Below are 15294 nucleotides of genomic sequence, written 5' to 3' on the forward strand. Positions count from 1 at the left end.
GGAGTGAGGTGCGGCATCAGGCTGTCCTTTCGAGCGGAAGGGGGACATCGGGCGGGGTCGCCCGGGGGACGGCCGCGAGCAGCTCGCGGGTGTAGTCCTGCTGCGGATTACCGAAAAGCTCGGCCGTGGTGGCGGTTTCGACCACACAGCCCTGGCGCATGACGGCCACCCGGTCGGCCAGGCGGCGGACCACGGCCAGATCATGGGAGATGAACAGATAGGCCAGGTCCAGGTCGGTTTGCAGCCGTTCGAGCAGATCCAGGATCTGGGCCTGCACCGAGACGTCCAGGGCCGATACCGGTTCGTCGAGGACGAGCAGGTCCGGGCGCAGGGCCAGCGCGCGGGCGATGGCGACGCGCTGCCGCTGGCCGCCGGAGAGTTCGGCAGGTCGGCGATCCAGGTAGGCGCCAGGCAGCGCGACCTGGTCCAGGAGTTCGGCGGCCGTTGCGCGGCGGGACCGGCGATCGCCGATTCCGAACGCCTGCAAGGGTTCCGACACGATGGTGCCGATGCTCAGCTTGGGGTTCAACGACACGTATGGGTTCTGATAGACGACCTGGACGCGGCGGCGGAGCGCACGCAGCCCGGCCCCCTTCAACACGCTGATGTCCTGCCCGTCGAAGGTGACGGTGCCCGCGTCCGGTTCGGCCAGCCGGGCGATGATGCGGGCGGTGGTGGACTTGCCCGAACCGGATTCGCCGACCACGGCCAGGGTTTCGCCGCGATTGATCTCCAGGGCGACGTCGTCGACCGCGGTGACCGTGAAATCCCCGGTGACACGAAAGGATTTGCGCAGCCCGGTCGCCGACACCAACGGCGTCCCGTGCTCGCGGGCGGGGCGCGGATGCTGATCCCGGTCGAGGGTCGGGGCGGCGGCGATCAACCGCTTGGTGTATTCGTGCTGAGGATTGCCCAGTACCCCTGCCGCCGTGCCCGTTTCGACGATCAGTCCGTTCTGCATGACCACGATGCGGTCCGCGCGCTCGGCGGCCACCGCGAGGTCATGGGTGATGAGCAGGACCGCCGTACCGGATTCCGCAGTACGCTGCGCGAGGTGGTCGAGGATGCGGCGTTGCACGGTGACGTCGAGGGCGCTGGTCGGCTCATCGGCGATCACCAGGTCCGGGCCGCAGGCCAGCGCGATGCCGATCAGCACCCGTTGGCGCTGGCCACCGGACAGGTCCTGGGGATACTGCCCGGCCCGCACGTCGGGCCGATCCAGCCCGGCCTGCGCCAGAATTCGCACCGCCTCGATCCGGGCGGTGCGACGATCCGCCCGGCCGTGAATGCGCAGCACCTCCCCCACCTGATCGCCGATGCGCCGCACCGGATTCAGCGAGGTGCCCGGGTCCTGCGGGACCAGGCCGATGCGCGCACCCCGGATCCGTTGCAGCGCCCGCTGCGAGGCGTGTTCGAGGCGCTCCCCGGCGAAGCCGATCGCACCCGCCGTGATCCGGCCGCCGTTCAACAGCCCGATCACCGCGTGCGCGAGAGTCGACTTGCCCGACCCGGATTCGCCTACCAGCGCGACCGTCTCACCGCGCCGTACCTCCAGCGAGACACCGCGTACGGCAGCCGTCGTCCCGGTACTGCCCCGGTATTCGACCTGCAGCCCCTCAATGCTCAACAGCAGATCGGTCATCGGGCACCGTCCTTCTGCAGTGCGCGGGCAATGCGCTGGGTGGACAGCACCAGCACGACGATCACCAGCCCGGGCATGGTCGTCAGCCACCACGCGGTGGCCAGGAAGCCGCGGCCGTCGGAGACCAGCGATCCCCATTCCGGCGTCGGCGGCACCGCGCCGTAGCCGAGGAAGCTCAGCGAGGCCACGAACAGCACCGCGACCCCGAAGTCGACCGCCGCCAGCGCCGCCACCGGACCGTAGGCATTGCGCAGCACGTGACGGAACAGCACCGTGTGCCACCGCACCCCGGAGGCGAAGGCCGCCTCCACATACGGGGCGCGCCGCACCCGCAGCACCTCGCCCCGCATCACCCGCGCGAACCGGGCGATGAGCGAAATACCCACGGCGATGGCCACATTGCGGGTGCCCAGCCCCAGCACGGTGATCATGGCGAGCGCGACCAGCAGATCCGGAATGGACAGCAACACGTCGACCACCCGCATGATCGCGGTGTCCACCGCGCCGCCCGCCGCGCCGGCCACCAACCCCAGCAGCGAGCCCGCGACCAGCCCGAGCAGCACCGCGAACACGGTTGCGCTCACCGAGAGTCCGGTTCCGTGCACCACGCGTGCGTACAGGTCCCGTCCGAGATTGTCGGTCCCGAACCAGTGCTCCGCGCTGGGCCCGCGCAGCTTCTGCACCGGCACGCCGCGCAGGGGATCGCTTCCGGCGAATACCGCCGGCGCGACCGCCCACGCCAGCACCAGGATTACCACGGCACTCGCCGCCAAGAGCCCGAGATTCCCTCGCACCCACGCCGCGGGTGCCGGCCGCGGCACCAGGTCCTCACGCATCGGACGCCTCCTCTTCCCAGTACGCGATGCCCGGGTCCAGGAGCGGGTGGGTCAGGGTGATGACTCGCAGCCGGGAGCGCGGGCCGGAGGGGACGCGCAGGTGTTCGCGCAGGTTCCGGATCAGGTGAGCGGGCAGGAGGTCAGGCATGGGCGCGCTCCTTGCGGGTATCCCGGTGCGCCACACGGGGATCCAACAGTGGATAGGCGAGATCGATGAGGAGGTTGACCGTGACGAAGACCAGCGCGGCGAACACGACGATGCCCTGCACCACCGGAATGTCCTGGTTCAGCACCGATTCCTGGGTGAGGCGGCCCAGTCCCGGCCGGGAGAACACGGTCTCGGTGACGACCGAGCCCGCCAGCACCTGGCCGACCCACAGACCGGCCACCGTGAACGCGGGGGTCGCGGCGGGGCGCAGCACGTGGCGGAGCTGCACCCACCAGCGGGAGGCGCCCTTGGCGAAGGCGACGGCCACGAACGGCTGCCGCCAGGTGGCGATCAGACTGCCGTAGAGCACCTGGGCGATCACCGCGCCCACCGGAATGGCGAGGGTGACCGCGGGCAGAATGGTGCCGCTGAAGCCGGTCCCGCCGATCGCGGGCACCAGCCGCAGCCGGAACGAGAACAGCTGCAGCAGCAGCAATCCCACCCAGAAGCCGGGCATGGACGCCCCGATCGGCGGCAGTGCGGTGAGCAGGCCGCGCAGCCACGGCCGCTCGGTATAGGCGGCGGCCAGGGCGAGCCCGGTGCCGCCGAGCAACGCCAGCAGCAGGCCGAGTCCGGCCAGGGCCAGCGTCGGGGGCAGCGCGTCGGCCAGCGCGCCGGTGACGGTCTGGCCGCTGAAGATCGAATGCCCCAGATCGCCGTGCGCCGCGTGGGTGAGCGCCGTCCAGTACTGCGTCCAGAGCGGCTGGTCCAGGCCGTATCTGGCCCGCATCTCGGCGACGGCCGCCGCGTCCACGGGGGTGCCGGTGGCGGCGTTGGCGGCCATGTCCACCGGATCTCCCGGCAGCAGATAGAGCACAACGAACGACAGCGTGAACGCCGCCCACAGCACGCCTGTTGCCTGGAGAACCCGTCCGATCACATAGCGGCCCATGATTACCGCTGCAGCCAGGTGTCGTGGAACTGCAACCGGGCCGACGCCTCGAACTTCACCCCGGCCACGCCCTTACCCACGCCGATGGCCTGGGACAGTTCGATGGTCGGAATCCACAGGCCCTGATCCAGCACCGCCGACTGGGCGTCGCCGATGATGCGGGCCCGCGCGGCCGGGTCGGTGGCCGACAACTGCTGCGAGAGCAAGGAGTCCAGCGGCTCGGCCGGGCCGCGGGCGTTCAGGTTGCGCTGGTCCACCGCGAAGGTGGTGCGCAGGATGTCGCCGTCGGCACGGGTCGAGTTGTAATAGTCGAAGTCGAAGTCCTTGTTGTTCTGGCGCACATTCGATTCCGCCACCGACAGCGGCTCCAGGCGGAGATCGAATCCGACCGCCTTCAATTGCTGCTGGGTCAGTTCGAGGATGGCCTGGTTACCCGCGAAGACCGGGGCGAAGATGACACCCGCGGCCAGCCGCTGCCCGTCCTTGACCCGGATCCCGTCCGCGCCGGGCACCCAGCCCGCCTGGTCGAGGAGCTTCTTCGCCGCGTCCGGGTCATACTTCACGCGTGCTGAAAGATCCACATAGCCCGGGGTTTTCGCGGCGAGAACGCTGGTGGCCGGCTTGAACTGCGGGCCCAGCACGGTGTCCACCAATTCCTTGCGGTCGAGGGCGGGCAACAGCGCCGCCCGCACCGCCGGGTCCCGCAGCGGTCCGCGGGTCACATTCACCTGGAGGCCGAACGGCACGCCCGGATTCGCGGTGAATTGCACCCGCCCGCCACCCGCCTCGATCTGCGAAACATCCTGCGGCAGCGCGTCACTGATAGCATCGAGCTGACCGGAGGCGAGACTGCCGGTGCGGACCCCTGACTCCGGGACCACGGTGAACACGATCTTGTCCAGGTACGCCTCACCCTCGGTGGCGAAAACCGCCGAACCCCAGGCATATCCGGCGCGCTTGGTCAGCGTGGCCGAGGCGTTCTGCTTCCATGCCGCGTAGGTGAACGGGCCGCTGCCGATATTCGCGCCCAGGCAACGGTCGTCGGCAGGCTTGGCGACCGTGGCGTCGGACTGGATCCCCAGCTGCGGCGTCGACGTCGCCTGCAGGAACTGGGCATTCGGCGCCGCGAAGTCCACCCGCACCGTGCGTGAATCCACCACCGTGCTGCCGGTGTATCCGGCCAGGTAGCTCGCGGCCAGGGGCGCCTTGGCCCCGCCGAGCGCGACGATCGAATCGAAGTTCTTGCGCACCGAGTCCGCGGTGAGCGGGGTGCCGTCGCTGAAGGTGATGCCGTCCTTCAGGTGGAAGGTGAACGACCTGGCGTCCGATGAGACAGTCCAGGTGTCCGCCAGCCACGGCTTCAGTGCACCGGATTCCGGGTCCTGATCGACCAGCGAGTCCACGATCTGGCGGGTCACGTAGATGGTCTGATTCGTCGCGGACTGTGCGGGATCCGAGCAGGTCGGAGCCAGCGACAGACCGTAGCGCAGGATGCCGCCCGGCCGCGGCGGGCCCGTCGGCTCGCCGTTGCCGCCGGTGGTTCCGCTACCACCGCACGCGGTCAGCGCGAAAGTGGCGGCCAGCGCGCCCGCGAGCGCCAGGGGACGGACCGCCCGGGCGGTGCAGGGGTGATTCATGCGGGGTCTCCGGACGGGTAGCGATCGCCGCCCAGCGGGCGGCTCGGAATGCGTTGGCGCAGTTCGGATACGACCTCGGCCTGGAACAGCTCGAGGCTCTCGCGATGCCGGGCCTCGGTGCGGCCGTCGGCGTCGGCGCTCAGGTGGATCACCTCGTGCCCGAACCGCTCGTGGTAGCGGCTCACCTTGTCCAGTACCTGCTCCGGGCTGCCGATGAGCGCCGAGGAGCGTTCGACGAAATCCTCCAACGTCTCGAAGACGATGGGTACGCCAAACTTCCGGGCCACGGCCTGACGAGCCTCGAAGACCGGGCGATACAGGTCCACGGCCTGCTGCGAGGTCCGGGTCACCAGAAAGCCCGCCGTACCCGCGCCCACCAGCGCCTCGGCCGGATCGTGCCCGTAGGCCGCCCAGCGTTCCCGGTAGTGGTCCACCAGTTCGGCGTACGGCTCGATCGGATAGGTGACATTCGCCGAGAACAGCGGATCCCCGTGGAGCGCCGCATAATCCGCAGATTCCCGGCTGGTCGCGCTGCCGTGCCAGATGCGCAGGCGCGGCTGCAGTGGCCGGGGCAGCGCCTTGGCCTCGTTCAGCGCCGGCCGGAAACGGCCGGACCAGGTGACGTTGTCGCTGTCCCAGAGCTTGCGGAACAGCTCGTAGCCCTCGCGATTGCGATCCCACTGGTCATCGGTGGTGACATGGAACAGCTTGGCCTGCGCCGCGCCATTACCCTTGCCGATGATCAGTTCCAGGCGCCCGTCGGAGAGATTGTCCAGGGTGGAGTAGTCCTCGAACGCGCGCACCGGATCCAGCAGGCTCAGCGTGGTGACACCGGTGAACAGGGCCACGCGCGAGGTGACCGCGGCGATATGGCTCAGCACCACCGGCGGGGCGGCGGAAATGAACGGATCCTCGTGCCGCTCCCCCACCGCGAAACCGTCGTAGCCGAGGTCCTCGGCCAGCCGGGCACTGTCGATCACGCGGCGCAACCGCTGCCGGGGCGTCTCGGCTGTGCCGGTCACCGGGTCCGGGGTGTGCGTAATCAGGGTCAGGAGCAGGAATTTCATGCCGGGACCGCCTCGGTGTCGCCGGAGCGCTCGCCGGCGGGGACGAACTTCTCGAACGGGTGCACGTGTCCGACCTCCTTCACGATGTCGCGCGGCAGCGCGGTGTAGCCCGCGGCCGTGTACAGCGCCACGGCCTCCGGCTGACGCGGTCCGGTGGTCAGGTAGATGCGCCGGTAGCCGCGCCGGGCGATCTCGGCCTCCAGCTGCTCGAGCACGAACCGGCCCAGCCCCCGGCGGCGGTGCGCGCTCGACGTCCAGATCCGTTTCAGCTCCGCGGTTTCCGCGTCGAAGCGCTGGAAAGCGCCGCCGGCCACCGGTTCGCCGTCCTCCACCACGACCAGCAGATCGCCGTGCGGCGGCGCGAAATGACTGGCCGAATAGCCGGTCAGATCCGCGTGCACCTCACCCGGGGTACGGCCGTAGCGGCTGCTGTATTCGATGGCCAGCTCCGCCAGCAGCGGCGCGGCCAGCGGATCGTGCTGTGCGATGTGGAATACGGTGCGCGACACGCTCATCCCTTCTTCTTGGGTAGTCCGGGCGGATTGATCCGCGACTGCGACACGGCTTCGCCGCCCAGGCCCCACCGGTCCAATACCTGCTTGTAGGTGCCGTGGTCGATGGCGTACTGGATGGCCTGCTGCACGGGCCCGATCAGCCCGTTGTCCTTGCGCGTTAGCGCCGCGATCTCGGCCTGCAACGCGTCGCCCGCGCCGGACCAGGTGGTCAGGACCTTGTTGCCGGTCGTCGACGAGTGGTACTGCGCCGACGGGTTGGGCCCCACGTAACCGTCGATGCGGCCGGAGGACAGCGCCAGGTAGTAGTCGGCGGGCTGCTGGTAGTAGGCGAGTTCCAGCCTGGGCAGGCCCTCGGCCACGTTCCGGTCGTTCCAGGCGACCAGCAGCTGCTCCTGATTGGTGCCGGAGGCGACGCCGATCTTCTTGCCCGCCAGCGATTTCCGATCCTGATAGGTCCAGGTCGAATCCTTGGGCACCTCCAGGGCGATATTGTCCTTGCGATAGGTGGCGAAGTCGTACTTCTCCTTGCGCTCCTCGGTGACCGTGGTATTGCTGACGAACAGGTCGGCCTCGCCGGAGTCGATCTTCACGAAGTTCTGCGCCCAGTCCCCGTTCCGGTGGTCCACCTTCAGACCGAGAATGTCGGCGATCAGCTCCGCGACATCCACTTCGGAACCGATGACGGTGCGATCGTCGGTGGCGTAGAAGCCCAGCGGCGGGGTCGCGCCGATGGTGCCGGTCACCACCAGGGTGCCGCGGTCGCGAATGGCCCGCGGGACCTGCGCGGCAATCGAATCCACCTTTTCGGCGTGAATGCGCCCCTTCTGCTCCGGTGACAGGTCGTACGTCAGGCCGTTCACGCTGCGCGTGTCGGTGGTGCCGCCATCACCCTTGGCACAGCCGCCCACCAACAGACTCAGCAGGGTGACGGCGATCAAGGCGCTGATCCGTCTGCGACGGCTCGCCAGAGACATGGGCTTTTCCTTACCTGGTGAGAACACGTCAGAGGACATGCGCGAGAAAGGCTTTGGTGCGTGGGTGCGAAGGGTTGTCCAGCACGCGCGCGGGCGGACCATGCTCGACGATGCGGCCGGCGTCCATCAGCACCACGGTGTCGGCGACCTCGCGGGCGAAACCGATCTCGTGGGTGACGATCACCAGGGTCGAACCGCCGCGCGCCAGATCCTTGATGACATCGAGGACTTCACCGACCAGCTCGGGATCCAGCGCGGAGGTGGGCTCGTCGAACAGCACCACCTCCGGCCGCAGGGCCAGCGCCCGCGCAATGGCCACGCGCTGCTGCTGCCCACCCGACAACCGGCTCGGATACTCGTCCGCCTTGTCGGCCAGGCCGACCCGCGCCAGCAGCTCCAGCGCCTTGACGTTCACCTCGGCCTTGGCGCGGCGCTGCGCGGCCACCGGCGCGAGCGCCACATTCTCCCGAACCGTCAGATGCGGAAAGAGATTGAAGTTCTGGAACACGAATCCGATGCGCGCCCGCTGCCGCAGAATCTCGCGCTCGTGCAGCTCGTGCAACTTGCCGTCCCCACGCCGGTAGCCGACCAGCTCGCCGCCGACCCGCACGGTGCCGCCGTCCACCTGCTCGAGATGGTTGATGGTGCGCAGCAGCGTCGACTTGCCCGAACCCGATGGGCCCAGGATCACCGCCACCTCGCCGGGACGTACCGCCAAGTCGATACCGGAGAGCACTTCATTGCGGCCGAATGACTTTCGGATGCCGCGCAATTCGATCGCGAACTCGGTCACCGACGATCACCGGCCTTCGAACGACGCCCCTTCGAGAAATGCCGCTCGATATAGAACTGGATGACGCTCAGCACGCTGGTCAGCAGGATGTACCAGACCGTGGCCACCATGAGCAGCGGCACCACCCGGCCATTGCGGCCATAGATGACCTGCACCTGATAGAACAGCTCGGCAATCGCCATGGTCGACACGATCGAGGTGCCCTTGAAGAGGCTGATCACCTCATTGGCGGCGTTCGGGAGAATTCCGCGCATGGCCTGGGGCGCGACAATCGTGAAGAACTGCCGACGCCACGGCAGGCCCAGCGACCGGGCCGCCTCCCACTGACCCTCGTCCACCGAGATGATCCCGGCCCGGATGATCTCCGCCGAATACGCGGCCTGATGCAGCGCCAAACCGATGACGGCCGCGGTGAATCCGCTGATCACGCCATTGGTCTGGAACCGCGCGAACTCCGGCCCGAACGGAATGCCCAGCGACAGCGACTTGTACAGGTAGGCCAGATTGAACCAGAACAGCAGCTGCACGATCAGCGGGATCGAGCGGAAAGCCCAGACATAGCTCCACGAGATCGCCTGCAGCACCGGGTTCTTCGACAACCGGCCCACGGCCAGCCAGACACCCAGGAAGAAGCCCAGCAGGGTGCCCCAGAAGGTCAGCTCCAGCGTCACCTTCAATGCCGACAACACCGACTTCGCGGTGACATACTGCGCGAAGGTTCCCCAGTCCCAGCCCGGATTGGTGATCAACCCGTGCCCGAACTGCGCGACCAGCACCAGTGCGATCGCCGCGGTGACCCAGCGCCACGGGTGGCGGGCGCGGACGACCGGCAGATCCCCGTCGTGGTGTTCGGCTTCGGGCTCCGTCTGCGTGGGTGCCGCCAGCGTACTCATGGATTCGTCCTCCATCGGTCCCGGCGGAAGCACCCGCACCACGTGCGCGGGGGTTGCTGCGATGTCTGCGAGCCGGGTCTCTCGATCGCTCTGGATGGTGTAGACGACACTACGAATTCCGGCTGCGCATGTCGCCGGTCCGGATCAACGTGAATTCAATTGCATGACAGCCCTTTTCCTGAATTCCGGTGGAAACGGGGAGATCAGCCCGCTTCCTCGTCGCGCTCCGGGGCCGGGTCGTAGAGGGCGCGGAAACCGCTGCGGTGGAAGACCAGCGGCTCGGAATCGGGGTGGGTGCCGAGCCGGTGCACCCGCAGCAATACCACCGCGTGATCACCGGCCGGAACCTGCTCGTGCACCGAGGTTTCCAGCCACGCCGTGGCCCCGGCTACGAACACCGCGTTCCCGTTCCCGGCATGCAGGTCGACATTGCGGAAGCGGTCCCCGCGCCGCGAGCTCAGCCCACGCGCCGCCGGCTCCTGCTCGCTGCTCAGCAGGCTCAGGCCCAAACGACTCGCCTGCTCCAACCGCGGCCAGGTCTCCGACGAATACTGAATGCAGATCGACACCAGCGGCGGGTCCAGGGAGACCGGCACGAAGGTGCTCGCCACCAGGCCATATGGTGTCCCGCCAAGGCGTGCGCACACGGCCACCACCCCGCTGGGAAAGTGCGAAAAGGTCCGCCGCAGATCGGTCCCGTCGACCGGAGTGAGCGCGGCGGCCGCGCCGTGAATCGAGGTCAGCTCGCCCATTACCCCACTCCAGCACCGGCGTACGCGCCGCAACAGGATTGCATTCACCTCGATTGCAAGTCGGCGGCCGCGGTCCTGTTGCGGGACAATGCGAAACCCCGCCCGGCAGGCACCGGACGCTGGTCGGGATCCTCGCGATTGTTACTTCGGCGCCTCGATGTGCGGCTGGTTGATGGTGACGAAGTAGTTGTAGGCGGCGGCAATGGCGACCGGCGCGGTCACGAACAGCTGACCGGCGATGGTGCCCAGGAAGCCGATCCGCACCCAGGATGCAGCCGAGCGAGCCTGGCGCAGCGCACCGTTGAAAATGGGAAACCCGCCCGGCCATACGGCCGAACGGGCTGTCCCGATGAGGTATTCGCTGATGCCTATAGAGCCCCTCGCTCTTATAGAACCGCGCTCTTACTTGGCCGGAGCCGGAGCGGTGATGTGCGGCTCGTTGACGGTGGAGAAGTACTGGATCGCGGCGGCGATCGCGACCGGCGCCGTGATGAACAGCTGACCGGCGATGGTGCCCAGGAAGCCGACGGTGGCGGCGCCGACGAGGCAGCCGATGATCGGGCCCGCGCCGAACAGGGCGGCCAGCGGAGCCGAAGCGAGGCCCGCGACACCGAAGCCGAGGACGCAGCCGACGGCCGCGGCACTCAGGCCACCGACCAGGGTGGCGATGGTGGCACCGGTGGAGATGGTGTCCTTCATGCGGTTGAAGGCGGCCTGCTCACGGTCGTAGTCCGACTTCCACGGAGCCTGGTCCTCGTACGGCAGGGCAACGTCCTTGACGTTCTGCGGGGTGTAGACCGCGTGGTCCATGTCGTACTGCGGGGTCAGGGTCGCGGTGCGGTCCGAGATCTCCGCGGCGATCGGGAAGGTGAAGTCGTCCACCTGCACCTTGAGCGGCATGCCGGCGATGATGTTGCCGTTGGCGGCCTTGATCTCGAAGTTGCCGTTCTCGACGACCATCGAACCACCGTCGGTGCGGATGACGGTGTTGGTCTCGGAGTTGGTGGCGGTGTAGTTGATCGGCGCGTTGTCATCGGCGGCGGGCGCGGCGTTCACGGTGCCGGCGGTGACACCCAGTGCCGCGACCACGAGCGCAGACACTGCGGCGAAATTCTTGAGACGCATGTGTATTCGGGATTCCTCTTGTGATGAGCGGATGCGTCCCAGGGGAACAAGGTCAGGTGTAACCCCTGGGACGCTGTGATAGAAACCGGCTTTTACAAACGCCACGTGGCAGGTCGGTTCCTTGCCGGTGAACCTTTGCCCATCGGTTGCCGAAATTTCCTATTTAGCAGGCGTGAAGGGCTGATTGATAGTCGTGAAGTATTGCACCGCAGCGGCAATCGCGACCGGAGCCGTCACGAACAACTGACCGGCGATGGTACCCAGGAAGCCGACGGTGGCCGCACCGACCACGCAGCCCGCGAGCGGACCCGCGCCGAACAGCGTGGCCAGCGCACCGGTGGCTACCAGGCCGACACCGATACCCGCAACGCAGCCCAGCGCCGCGCCGCCGAGGCCGCCGACCAGCGTGCCCACCGTCGCGCCCACGCCGATGGTGTCGCGCAGGCGGTTCCAGGCGGCCTGCTCACGGTCGTACTGGGTCTTCCAGGGGGCCTGGTCCTCGTACGGCAGCGCGACCGGCTTGTAGACCGCGTGGTCCACATCGAGCTGCGGCGTCAGGGTGGCCGTGCGGTCGCTGACTTGCGCCGCGATCGGGAATTCGAATTCGTCGACACGGAATTTCAATTCCGTGCCCGCGACGGTGGTTCCATCGGCGGCCTTGATCTTCAAAGCGCCGTCATCGACCACGATCGAACCGGCGTCGGTCCGAATGACCGTGCCGGCATCGGTGGTCTGGGCCGTGTAATTGATCGCGCCGCCATCGACCTCGGCCGGGCCGGCATAGGCGGTTCCGGCCGTCACGCCGGTCGCCGCGATCGTCAATGCCGCGATTCCGGCGAATTTCCTCATCTTCATGCTGGTACTGCTTCCCACTGCGACGAACTGAACTGTCGGCGGCAAGCATTAAGCAACCTCCCAGGTTTCTGGAGGTTAAAAACCAGCTTGATTCGATCCAGACGAACTGGACATCGTTTACTTTGCCTTGGCGGCGGCCTTCGCCTGCTTCTTGAATTCCCGTACCTGCGTGAGAGATTCGGCGTCGGTGACATCGGCGACCGAGCGGCGGGAACCGTCCTCACCGTACGCGCCCGCGGCCTCGCGCCAACCCTTGGCGGTCAGACCGCCCTGTTTACCCAGGAGCGCCAGGAAGATCCGGGCCTTCTGATCTCCGAAACCCGGCAGCTTCTTCAGCCGCTTCAGGATTTCCTTGCCATCCGGATCACCCTCGGTCCACAGCGCCGCGGTCGTGCCGTCATAGTTCTCCACGATGAATCGAGCCAGCTCCTGCACGCGTCGGCCCATGGACCGGCCGTAGCGGTGGATGGCCGGCGGGGTCGCGGCCAGCTCCTCGAATTCCTCGGGATCGGCGGCGGCGATCTTGTGAATATCGAACCCGCCCATGCGGTCGGCGAGTTTCCACGGGCCGCGGAATGCGTGCTCCATCGGAAACTGCTGATCCAGCATCATTCCGACCAACAAGGCGAAATCATCGGTCGAAAGCAGCTCGTCGGCATCGGATTCCTGCGCAATACACAGCGTGCGGCTCACCATGTATCGATCATCCCATTCATCCCGGGTCGCGGTGACGCGGGTCACGCTATGCCCTCCGAAGGACTAGGCTTCGGCCATGCCCGACACCATGGCTAATTCTTCAGTGCGAGCCGCGGCGCACCCTGCCGCTGGGTCCGGACTGCGACCGGACCGTTTCGACCGCGATGGACAAGACCAGCTCGTCGACGTTCACGATCTACAGGCAGCGCTGCCGGGCATCCGGAGCCTGCGCGCCTGGGTCCACGAGGCCCTGGCCACCCGGACCGGCGAGAGCGCCGTCGACATCGGGTCCGGTTCCGGGTCGGAGGTACTGACCTTCGCCGACCTGGTCGGCCCCACCGGCACCGCGCTCGGCGTCGAACCCGACCCGCACCTGCTGAGCGCCGCCGAACGCCGCGCCGCCCAGGCCGGATCCGCCGCCAAATTCATCAGCGGTGACGCCTACGGTCTGCCCGTCGGCAGTGAGAGCTTCGACGTGGCACTGTGCGAGCGCGTCTTCCAGCACCTCACCGCACCCGCCCGGGCCGCCGGGGAGATCGCCCGGGTGCTGCGTCCCGGCGGGCGCGTGGTGGTCATGGACAGCGACTGGGGCACAGCCATCGTGCATCCCGGCGACCGGCACGTCGTGCACGAGGTCATCGAGACCATGATCGCGGGCACCACCAATCCCTACGCGGGCCGCCGGCTGGCGGGTCAGCTCACCAAGGCCGGGCTGGTCGTCGACGACATCGGCTCGCACGCGTTGGTGCAGGACGGCCGCATCGGCGCGGGCGCACTCGTGGCCCGGGTGGCGGACCGGGCCGTCGCACGCAGCGCGATTACGGAGCGCCAGCGCGACCAGCTGCTCGCCGACCTCGAGGCCGGTGCCGCCAGCGGCGACATCCACCTGTCGGTGACCATCTTCGCGGTGCTGGCCCACAAGCCGCGCTGAGAAACCTCTTGGGCGCGCACCGATTCGGTGCGCGCCCAATGCGAGAAAATGCTTCGCAACAACTGATTTCGGGGCGCGAGGGTAACTCGCCGGGGACCCCCGAAATGGTAGTGGCGCCCAACCGCCGACACGGGTTGCCGACTGGTCACGGCACCCGAGCCGCCCGCTAAAGGCTCGAGGAGGCGTGGGAGCTCATGAGCTTCTCGGACGCGGCCAGCAGCACACAGGTGGCCAGGCCGTCCATCGCCTTCTCCAGCTCACCCTCGGACGGGAAGCTGGGCGCGATGCGAATGTTCTTGTCCTCCGGGTCCTTTCCGTACGGATAGGACGATCCGGCGGGGGTCAGCGCGATGCCCGCGTCCTTGGCCAGCGCCACCACCTTGCTCGCGGTGCCCTCCAGCACGTCCAGGCTGATGAAGTAGCCGCCCTTGGGCTCGGTCCAGGACGCCACCTTCGAGGCGCCCAGCCGGTCCTCCAGGATCCGCAGCACCAGCTTGAATTTCGGCTCCAGGATGGCGCGGTGCTTCTGCATGTGCGCCCGCACGCCCTCGGCGTCCCCGAAGAAGCGCAGGTGCCGCAGCTGGTTCACCTTGTCCGGGCCGATGGTCTTCTTGCCCAGGTGCTTCAGGTACCACTCCAGGTTGGCGGTCGACGAGCCGAAGAAGCTCACGCCCGCACCCGCGAAGGTGATCTTCGAGGTGGAGGCCAGCACGAACGGGCGGTTCGGGTGCCCTGCCGCCTCAGCCAGGCCCAGCACGTCCAGCACCGGCTCCGCGGTGTCGGTGAGCGGGTGCACCGCGTAGGCGTTGTCCCAGAACAGGCGGAAGTCCGGCGCGGCCGTCGGCATCGAAACCAGTTCGCGGGTAACGGCTTCGGAGAAGGTGACGCCGGTCGGGTTGGAGTAGTTCGGCACCGCCCACAGACCCTTGATGCTGGGGTCCGAGGCCACCAGCTCCGCGATCAGGTGGGTGTCCGGGCCGTCACCCTGCATCGGGATCGGGATCATCTCGAAGCCCAGCGACTCGGTGATGGCGAAGTGCCGGTCGTAACCCGGCACCGGGCACAGGAACTTGAGCACCGGCTCGTCCGCCCAGCGGCGCACCGAATCCGCGGTGCCGTGCAGCATCGAGAACACCAGCAGGTCGTGCATGATCTCCAGGCTGGCGTTGTTGCCGGCGAGCAGGTTCGACACCGGAATGCCGAGCAGCTCGGCGAAGATGGCGCGCAGCTCCGGCAGGCCGTGCAGGCCACCGTAATTGCGCACATCGGTGCCGTTGGCGTCGCGGTAGTCGGCGGTGCCCGGCAGCTCGAGGAGTTCCTGCGAAAGGTCCAGCTGCTCGGGCGAGGGCTTTCCCCTCGTAATGTCCAGCGTCAGCTTCTCGGTCTTGAGCTTCGCGTAGTTCGCGGTCTGCGTCTCGTGTTCCGTCACGAGTTCCGCATGGCTCATCAAACCGAATTGCGTCTGCCGAGGCATCTGA

17 protein-coding genes and 1 riboswitch are annotated in these 15294 nt (G+C 67.9%); of the genes, 1 reads left to right on the forward strand and 16 read right to left on the reverse strand.

What is annotated here, in order from left to right; translation table 11 throughout:
* Nucleotides 1–16 precede the first annotated feature (16 nt).
* From ABZ909_RS18310 to ABZ909_RS18380, 15 genes are all read right to left on the reverse strand, one after another.
* On the reverse strand, nucleotides 17–1642 hold the full coding sequence (locus tag ABZ909_RS18310; RefSeq protein ID WP_357000789.1) for an ABC transporter ATP-binding protein: 1626 nt from the start codon (nucleotides 1640–1642) through the stop codon (nucleotides 17–19).
* Nucleotides 1639–2478, reverse strand: a complete 840-nt coding sequence (locus ABZ909_RS18315; RefSeq protein ID WP_357000791.1) for an ABC transporter permease — start codon at nucleotides 2476–2478, stop codon at nucleotides 1639–1641. The genes ABZ909_RS18310 and ABZ909_RS18315 overlap by 4 nt, the downstream gene beginning before the upstream one ends.
* Entirely contained in the window at nucleotides 2471–2626 is a 156-nt protein-coding gene (locus ABZ909_RS18320) for a hypothetical protein (RefSeq protein WP_357000794.1), read from the reverse strand. The genes ABZ909_RS18315 and ABZ909_RS18320 overlap by 8 nt, the downstream gene beginning before the upstream one ends.
* Nucleotides 2619–3578: an ABC transporter permease gene (locus ABZ909_RS18325; RefSeq protein ID WP_357000796.1), complete on the reverse strand. Its 960-nt coding sequence runs from the start codon at nucleotides 3576–3578 to the stop codon at nucleotides 2619–2621. Before ABZ909_RS18325 ends, ABZ909_RS18320 begins: the two co-directional genes overlap by 8 nt.
* A gap of 2 nt (nucleotides 3579–3580) precedes the next feature.
* Nucleotides 3581–5215, reverse strand: coding sequence for an ABC transporter substrate-binding protein (locus ABZ909_RS18330; RefSeq protein WP_357000799.1), 1635 nt, complete (start codon nucleotides 5213–5215; stop codon nucleotides 3581–3583).
* Complete coding sequence (locus ABZ909_RS18335; RefSeq protein WP_357000801.1) at nucleotides 5212–6282, reverse strand: LLM class flavin-dependent oxidoreductase; 1071 nt, start codon at nucleotides 6280–6282, stop codon at nucleotides 5212–5214. Before ABZ909_RS18335 ends, ABZ909_RS18330 begins: the two co-directional genes overlap by 4 nt.
* Entirely contained in the window at nucleotides 6279–6797 is a 519-nt protein-coding gene (locus ABZ909_RS18340) for a GNAT family N-acetyltransferase (protein ID WP_357000804.1), read from the reverse strand. Before ABZ909_RS18340 ends, ABZ909_RS18335 begins: the two co-directional genes overlap by 4 nt.
* The gene (locus ABZ909_RS18345; protein ID WP_357000807.1) at nucleotides 6794–7771 is read right to left on the reverse strand and encodes an ABC transporter substrate-binding protein; all 978 of its coding nucleotides are present in this window, start codon (nucleotides 7769–7771) and stop codon (nucleotides 6794–6796) included. Before ABZ909_RS18345 ends, ABZ909_RS18340 begins: the two co-directional genes overlap by 4 nt.
* Nucleotides 7772–7799: 28 nt before the next feature.
* Nucleotides 7800–8564: an amino acid ABC transporter ATP-binding protein gene (locus ABZ909_RS18350; RefSeq protein WP_357000809.1), complete on the reverse strand. Its 765-nt coding sequence runs from the start codon at nucleotides 8562–8564 to the stop codon at nucleotides 7800–7802.
* Nucleotides 8561–9457: an amino acid ABC transporter permease gene (locus tag ABZ909_RS18355; RefSeq protein ID WP_357000812.1), complete on the reverse strand. Its 897-nt coding sequence runs from the start codon at nucleotides 9455–9457 to the stop codon at nucleotides 8561–8563. Before ABZ909_RS18355 ends, ABZ909_RS18350 begins: the two co-directional genes overlap by 4 nt.
* Before the next feature lie 8 nt (nucleotides 9458–9465).
* Nucleotides 9466–9558, reverse strand: a riboswitch (SAM riboswitch).
* Nucleotides 9559–9660: 102 nt separating this feature from the next.
* A complete protein-coding gene (locus tag ABZ909_RS18360; protein ID WP_357000815.1) occupies nucleotides 9661–10209 on the reverse strand; it encodes a flavin reductase family protein in 549 nt (182 codons plus the stop codon).
* 141 nt (nucleotides 10210–10350) lie between these two features.
* Nucleotides 10351–10473, reverse strand: a complete 123-nt coding sequence (locus ABZ909_RS18365; protein WP_357001218.1) for a hypothetical protein — start codon at nucleotides 10471–10473, stop codon at nucleotides 10351–10353.
* A 138-nt stretch (nucleotides 10474–10611) separates the two neighbouring features.
* The gene (locus ABZ909_RS18370; protein ID WP_357000818.1) at nucleotides 10612–11334 is read right to left on the reverse strand and encodes a hypothetical protein; all 723 of its coding nucleotides are present in this window, start codon (nucleotides 11332–11334) and stop codon (nucleotides 10612–10614) included.
* A gap of 159 nt (nucleotides 11335–11493) precedes the next feature.
* Nucleotides 11494–12189, reverse strand: coding sequence for a hypothetical protein (locus ABZ909_RS18375; protein WP_357000821.1), 696 nt, complete (start codon nucleotides 12187–12189; stop codon nucleotides 11494–11496).
* A 117-nt stretch (nucleotides 12190–12306) separates the two neighbouring features.
* Nucleotides 12307–12882, reverse strand: coding sequence for an HhH-GPD-type base excision DNA repair protein (locus tag ABZ909_RS18380; protein ID WP_357001204.1), 576 nt, complete (start codon nucleotides 12880–12882; stop codon nucleotides 12307–12309).
* 79 nt (nucleotides 12883–12961) lie between these two features.
* Between ABZ909_RS18380 and ABZ909_RS18385 the strand changes: the two genes are divergently transcribed.
* Nucleotides 12962–13816 carry a methyltransferase domain-containing protein gene (locus ABZ909_RS18385; RefSeq protein WP_357000823.1) on the forward strand — a complete coding sequence of 285 codons (855 nt, stop codon included), beginning with the start codon at nucleotides 12962–12964 and terminating at the stop codon, nucleotides 13814–13816.
* A 166-nt stretch (nucleotides 13817–13982) separates the two neighbouring features.
* Here the strand turns inward: ABZ909_RS18385 and ABZ909_RS18390 are convergent, their stop codons facing one another.
* Complete coding sequence (locus tag ABZ909_RS18390) at nucleotides 13983–15290, reverse strand: aminotransferase class I/II-fold pyridoxal phosphate-dependent enzyme (RefSeq protein ID WP_357000826.1); 1308 nt, start codon at nucleotides 15288–15290, stop codon at nucleotides 13983–13985.
* Between the last annotated feature and the right edge of the window lie 4 nt (nucleotides 15291–15294).

Source organism: Nocardia sp. NPDC046763, from assembly GCF_040645495.1.
In the GTDB taxonomy this organism is placed as follows: domain Bacteria; phylum Actinomycetota; class Actinomycetes; order Mycobacteriales; family Mycobacteriaceae; genus Nocardia.

Bases quoted from the DNA above. Each gene is read 5' to 3' on its own strand.
- ABZ909_RS18325 (WP_357000796.1), bottom strand. From the start codon at position 3,578: ATGGGCCGCTATGTGATCGGACGGGTTCTCCAGGCAACAGGCGTGCTG.
- ABZ909_RS18385 (WP_357000823.1), top strand. From the start codon at position 12,962: ATGCCCGACACCATGGCTAATTCTTCAGTGCGAGCCGCGGCGCACCCT.
- ABZ909_RS18370 (WP_357000818.1), bottom strand. From the start codon at position 11,334: ATGCGTCTCAAGAATTTCGCCGCAGTGTCTGCGCTCGTGGTCGCGGCA.
- ABZ909_RS18315 (WP_357000791.1), bottom strand. From the start codon at position 2,478: ATGCGTGAGGACCTGGTGCCGCGGCCGGCACCCGCGGCGTGGGTGCGA.
- ABZ909_RS18390 (WP_357000826.1), bottom strand. From the start codon at position 15,290: ATGCCTCGGCAGACGCAATTCGGTTTGATGAGCCATGCGGAACTCGTG.
- ABZ909_RS18330 (WP_357000799.1), bottom strand. From the start codon at position 5,215: ATGAATCACCCCTGCACCGCCCGGGCGGTCCGTCCCCTGGCGCTCGCG.
- ABZ909_RS18360 (WP_357000815.1), bottom strand. From the start codon at position 10,209: ATGGGCGAGCTGACCTCGATTCACGGCGCGGCCGCCGCGCTCACTCCG.
- ABZ909_RS18335 (WP_357000801.1), bottom strand. From the start codon at position 6,282: ATGAAATTCCTGCTCCTGACCCTGATTACGCACACCCCGGACCCGGTG.
- ABZ909_RS18320 (WP_357000794.1), bottom strand. From the start codon at position 2,626: ATGCCTGACCTCCTGCCCGCTCACCTGATCCGGAACCTGCGCGAACAC.
- ABZ909_RS18340 (WP_357000804.1), bottom strand. From the start codon at position 6,797: ATGAGCGTGTCGCGCACCGTATTCCACATCGCACAGCACGATCCGCTG.
- ABZ909_RS18310 (WP_357000789.1), bottom strand. From the start codon at position 1,642: ATGACCGATCTGCTGTTGAGCATTGAGGGGCTGCAGGTCGAATACCGG.
- ABZ909_RS18345 (WP_357000807.1), bottom strand. From the start codon at position 7,771: ATGTCTCTGGCGAGCCGTCGCAGACGGATCAGCGCCTTGATCGCCGTC.
- ABZ909_RS18355 (WP_357000812.1), bottom strand. From the start codon at position 9,457: ATGAGTACGCTGGCGGCACCCACGCAGACGGAGCCCGAAGCCGAACAC.
- ABZ909_RS18375 (WP_357000821.1), bottom strand. From the start codon at position 12,189: ATGAAGATGAGGAAATTCGCCGGAATCGCGGCATTGACGATCGCGGCG.